The 2227-nt window shown below is 70.0% G+C and carries 2 protein-coding genes and 1 pseudogene; 2 read left to right on the top strand and 1 reads right to left on the bottom strand.

From position 1 onward, the window contains the following. Positions 1 to 114 precede the first annotated feature (114 nt). Entirely contained in the window at positions 115 to 519 is a 405-nt protein-coding gene (locus GSF22_RS33055; RefSeq protein ID WP_208817835.1) for a cobalamin B12-binding domain-containing protein, read from the bottom strand. A gap of 399 nt (positions 520 to 918) precedes the next feature. On the opposite strand from GSF22_RS33055, the gene GSF22_RS33050 reads away from it, so the two are divergent. Together GSF22_RS33050 and GSF22_RS33045 are read left to right on the top strand one after the other, a co-directional pair. Then, positions 919 to 1638 carry a M23 family metallopeptidase gene (locus GSF22_RS33050; protein ID WP_208817834.1) on the top strand — a complete coding sequence of 240 codons (720 nt, stop codon included), beginning with the start codon at positions 919 to 921 and terminating at the stop codon, positions 1636 to 1638. Between the two features lie 273 nt (positions 1639 to 1911). Next, positions 1912 to 2227, top strand: a pseudogene (locus tag GSF22_RS33045) (M23 family metallopeptidase); the annotation flags it as partial.

Raw genomic sequence — 2227 nt, 5'->3', positions numbered from 1 at the left:
GCGGGGCATCGTGCATAGAGGGGCCGGGCGTGTGAGGGGTGCGTCCGGCCCCTCCCCCGTGCGCGCTGCGCCGGGGGAGCCGGCCGATCCGCCCGGTGTTCCCGGTCCGGCCGCTCAGCTCACCGGCTGGCCGACGTGCTCCCGGACCCACTCCACGATCGACTGGGTGGTCGCCCCCGGGGTGAAGATCTTCGCCACCCCGAGCCGCTCCAGCTCGGGGATGTCGGCGTCCGGGATGATGCCGCCGCCGAACACGACGATGTCCTTGGCGTCCCGCTCGCCGAGCAGCTCGATGACCCGCCGGAAGAGGGTCATGTGGGCCCCGGAGAGTACGGAGAGACCGACCGCGTCGGCGTCCTCCTGGATCGCGGCCTCCACGATCTGCTCGGGCGTCTGGTGCAGCCCGGTGTAGATGACCTCCATACCGGCGTCGCGCAGTGCCCGGGCGACCACCTTCGCGCCACGGTCGTGACCGTCCAGGCCCGGCTTGGCGACGACGATCCGAGTTCGAAAGCTCATCAGCGCAACACCTCTCCAGGGCATCCGCGGGAAAACCTGAACGAACGGTAACCCGACCCCACCGGCTCCGGGAATCCGGGCGGCCCTCCGGTCGACCGATGATGACCCGGGATCGTCCGGTCGGACACCCCTATCCCTGACGGTTCGTACCGACTTTCGTGACGGACGGCTACTAACGAGCTCATCATAGAAAGGTCACGAAATCTGGCATTCCATGACGGACAGTCGCACATCGCTGCGCCGAACTGGCGCTGCGGCTTGTGACCAGAGTGGCTGTTGGCTACCGTGTGCACGGTTGTCACCTGGTCCACAGCCGGACGACAACCCGGCCAGCGAGCGTCAACCCGGAGTTCACCGGGCCGCTCCGGCCGCTCGGTGACCCGACAACGGAGGGTGTGCGTGCGCCAGCGCCTGTCGTCTGAGCCCGATAGATATCGCGGCCGCCGCCGTGTACCCACCCCACCCCGCAGCCGCTACGCGGCCGTCGTCACCACCGCCTTCGTCGGCGCCGGCCTGGTCGCGTTGGGTGCCAGCGCGATGCCGGACGCCAAGGAGGTCAGCCCCGCCGCCCTGGCCGACCTGGAGCAGGCCTCCGCGGCCAGCCAGGATGCCAGCACACGGGCAGCGGACGCCGAGCGCGCCTCCCGGGCCACGGACCGGGGCGAGGCCGGCACGATGGTCGCCGAGGCGGACGTCTGGCAGCTCCCGCTTGAGGACTACGAGTTCAACACCCCGTACGGCATGAAGTGGGGGAAGCTGCACACCGGCATCGACCTGGTCGCGCCGGAGGGCACCCCGTACGTCGCCGTCCACTCGGGGAAGGTGACCACGGCCGGCTGGTTCGGCGGGTACGGCTACACGGTGATCGTCCAGCACCCGGACGGCAGCGAGGCGATCTACGGCCACTCGGCCGAGCTCAACGTGAAGGTGGGCCAGGAGGTCAAGGCGGGCGACCAGCTCGGCCTGGTCGGCAACACCGGCCACTCCTACGGCTCCCACCTGCACCTGGAGGTGCATGTCAACGGGCAGCCGCTGGACCCGATCCCGTGGTTGCAGGACCGTGGAGTGGACATCAAGCTCCAGGTGGAGTCAATCTACACCGAGGTAGCCGCGTCCTAACCCTGCGTGTCGTCCGGAGACCGCCCGATTCCCTCGGATCGGGCGGTTTTTTGGTGCCCGCCGCCGGGCGAAGTTCTGTAGGTCACATCGGCCACTGTGTGCGGCATCACAGCGCACCAAGATCGCTTACCGGTTGGTAACAGGTCAAACCCGGTCATAGACCGATCGCCGGTCGGCGGACCGTCCCCGCCGACCCGTACCCGTAGCCCTCCGCAGCCGTCGGCCTGACCACTATTTCCCAGGTCAGTGCCCCTCGAATGCGAAGGTCCCCCGTTGCAGGAAGACAGCTACACCGCGAACGAGAACACCACCGACAGCATCGACGTGGTCCGCCACCGGCGGCCCAGCCGGTTCCCCGGGCGGGGTCGGTACCTGGTCCTCGGTGCCGTGGCCCTGATCGGTCTCGGCGTGGCCGGGGTCTCGGCGGTCACCGCCGGATCGGACGACGACGCGCCGGAGCCGGCCGCCGTGTCCCTCGACGAACAGTCCCGCGCCGAGGCCGCCGCCCGCGCCGACCGCGCCGACCGGGAGGCCGGTCCCGGCCCCTCGGCGACGGTGTCCACCCCGCCGGTACCGGTCAGCCCGAGCC

Source organism: Micromonospora echinofusca (genome assembly GCF_017614955.1).
In the GTDB taxonomy this organism is placed as follows: Bacteria; Actinomycetota; Actinomycetes; order Mycobacteriales; family Micromonosporaceae; genus Micromonospora; species Micromonospora echinofusca_A.
This window is presented reverse-complemented; position numbering and strand designations above follow the sequence as displayed.

Bases quoted from the DNA above. Each gene is read 5' to 3' on its own strand.
- GSF22_RS33055 (WP_208817835.1), bottom strand. From the start codon at position 519: ATGAGCTTTCGAACTCGGATCGTCGTCGCCAAGCCGGGCCTGGACGGT.